The following is a 2,221-nucleotide window of genomic DNA, read 5'->3' as shown; positions in this document are numbered from 1 at the left end:
TGGGTGCTACCACCGGCACGGACTCGAGTATTGCGCAAGGCGCGGAGTCAGCGGGGACGGCGGTGGATAATAATGCCTTAAGCCGTTCAGACAGAAAAGACTTGGTGCAAGCGATCATTGATTGTGGTGGCGGTAGTGCGAGTGCTTGTCAACAACAAGCAGACTTACTGACGAAGTCACGTGAAAACGATCAAGAAGTCTTACGACTTATCCAGAAAATGCTTGATGAAGAAGCATTGTCTCCTGCGGAGGATCTGACCTTCCGCTTGCTCTGGGAGGGAGCGATTACGCAAGCGATCCCGGGAGAGAGTATTCCTGAATTGGCGGCTCGTGGCGTGACGCCGGAACAGCAAGAAGCGATTCGTAAGGCTTTATACCAAACGGATAAGACCATCCCCTCAGCGTATTATGTGGCAGCTAACAGCATTGCCACCTATGAACCGGGTTTGATGGAAACGATCTTCCTTCCGATAACGGCAGACTTTACGCCGGTGATTGGGGATATCAAAGGCTTTGTTGAAGCAGAGACCATTGGAGATTATGTCTTTGCCTCACTGGGCGTGATTCCTTTAGCGGGTGATGCCTTAAAAGCCCTGCATAAAGCAGAAAAGAGTTATGAGGCCGCCAAAGAGGCTCGTCATGTAGGGGAGATGACGCGGGCTATTGAGCAAGCGAATGAGTTGGTAAGACTTAATGGCTACAATTTATCGCCTAGTTGGTTCCCTGACGGTAAGGCGCATTGGATTAATCCCGTGACCAATGCCTTTGAAGAGATCCCAGCAAATGCTAAGGTAACGGTGGATCATATTTTACCGAGAAACTACATAATGGAAGAAGTAGAGGGTTTTAAAGCTTTACCGAAAAAAATTCAGGATGAATTAATGAATGCTCCAGAAAACTTACAACCGATGGTGAAGTCAGCGAACTGCTCGAAAGGGTGTAAAGTAGAGTTTGTGAATGGTGGATGGAAAACATGGAAGGATGAGGCGGTTCATCCAGAATACAAAGAGTATTTGTTCGATGTGCAAAGGGATATTGAGAAAAGAGTAAATGATTATATTAAAACTATTAATTTAAGGAAATAGCTTATGACGGCACATGTCTTTACTTTTGAAGAAGCAAAACAAAAATTTGATTATATTATTGATAAGTATGAAGACTTTGGGGAAAAGGAGCGAACATACTTAATTGAAAAAGATTGGCTTGATGATTCAGATACAAATGTCTTGTTAAAAGGCGGTAAAGAGTGGTTAATTGAGCCTTTGCGAGAATTACAACCGTTGAGTTTTGCGGTTTTTCAGGAGCATGGCTCTGACTATATGGTGGGTTTCCGTTGGAGAAGAGCCATTCCTCGTCCAGATTTACCTAAGGATAGGTTGTCACATGACGGTTTTTTTGTGGTAAAAGGTAGGGTGATTTGGGCAAGATATGGCTATGAAAGTCATTCTAATCCTTATATAGCAGAGGTAATCAAGAAGTCTTGGTTAGCTCGTAGTAGGGGGTGGGGGACGACAGAGAGCGTTGTTCCCGTTAATCAGCGCCAGTTTATTTGTGATTCTTTTTCTGATTGGCGTTCGTTTGGATTTCATATTAAAAATGTAGATAAAAATTGGGAGAAAACTCTTTTGCCTAGTTTGCGAGAGAAAATTCCTAATCTGTACGTTACTCGTACTAACCCGCATGATGGGGAGGAATATGAGTGGATGAGTTTCAGATGTTTCCTAGATAGTAGATTGCCTGAGGATTATTCGTTTATTGGTGATCAACTTTATGTGGTGGATAGTAATCCTGACGGATGCATTTACTGGATTAAGGACTTTGACTTTAAAACGGTTTATTACCTAAATAACCCGGGTGAAGCCATTGATGCTTATAGCGCACACACTTTATTGCAAACCCCGGGACGCTTTGATTTTAGTCCGTGGGCGGTTAAGTTATAGGATCACGGGGCAAGCGCTTGAGATCACAGCGGGCGAGCAACCCTATAGCGAACATTATCGTCGAGTCGATAAGCAAAGCGGGCTCACGGTGGCGGTTAATGTGCCGGTAGTGGACGCTATGCGTAAGGTTGCACATGCCGTTGAATCCATCGGTGAAAGCAGTAACCGCCGCACCCAGGCGATGGCTGTTGCCAATACGGCGTGGAGTGCCTACGAAGGACTTGGGCAGTTGATGGATGCGCCGGTAGGCGTGGGTGAGGCGACCAATCAAAACGTCAAGG

General features: G+C 45.2%; 2 protein-coding genes and 1 pseudogene. All 3 read left to right on the top strand.

Annotation, left to right across the window (positions count from 1 at the left end):
• Nucleotides 1-1,085 (top strand): annotated as a pseudogene (locus HMPREF3144_RS11855) (hypothetical protein); the annotation flags it as partial.
• 3 nt (nucleotides 1,086-1,088) lie between these two features.
• Nucleotides 1,089-1,940, top strand: coding sequence for a hypothetical protein (locus HMPREF3144_RS05410; protein ID WP_036561402.1), 852 nt, complete (start codon nucleotides 1,089-1,091; stop codon nucleotides 1,938-1,940).
• Nucleotides 1,909-2,221, top strand: a 313-nt coding sequence (locus HMPREF3144_RS05405; RefSeq protein WP_141742734.1) for a hypothetical protein, incomplete at its 3' end; no start/stop codon positions are given. The genes HMPREF3144_RS05410 and HMPREF3144_RS05405, both read left to right, overlap by 32 nt.

The organism is Oligella sp. HMSC05A10 (assembly GCF_001808335.1).
Lineage (GTDB): Bacteria > Pseudomonadota > Gammaproteobacteria > Burkholderiales > Burkholderiaceae_B > Oligella > Oligella urethralis.
This window is presented reverse-complemented; position numbering and strand designations above follow the sequence as displayed.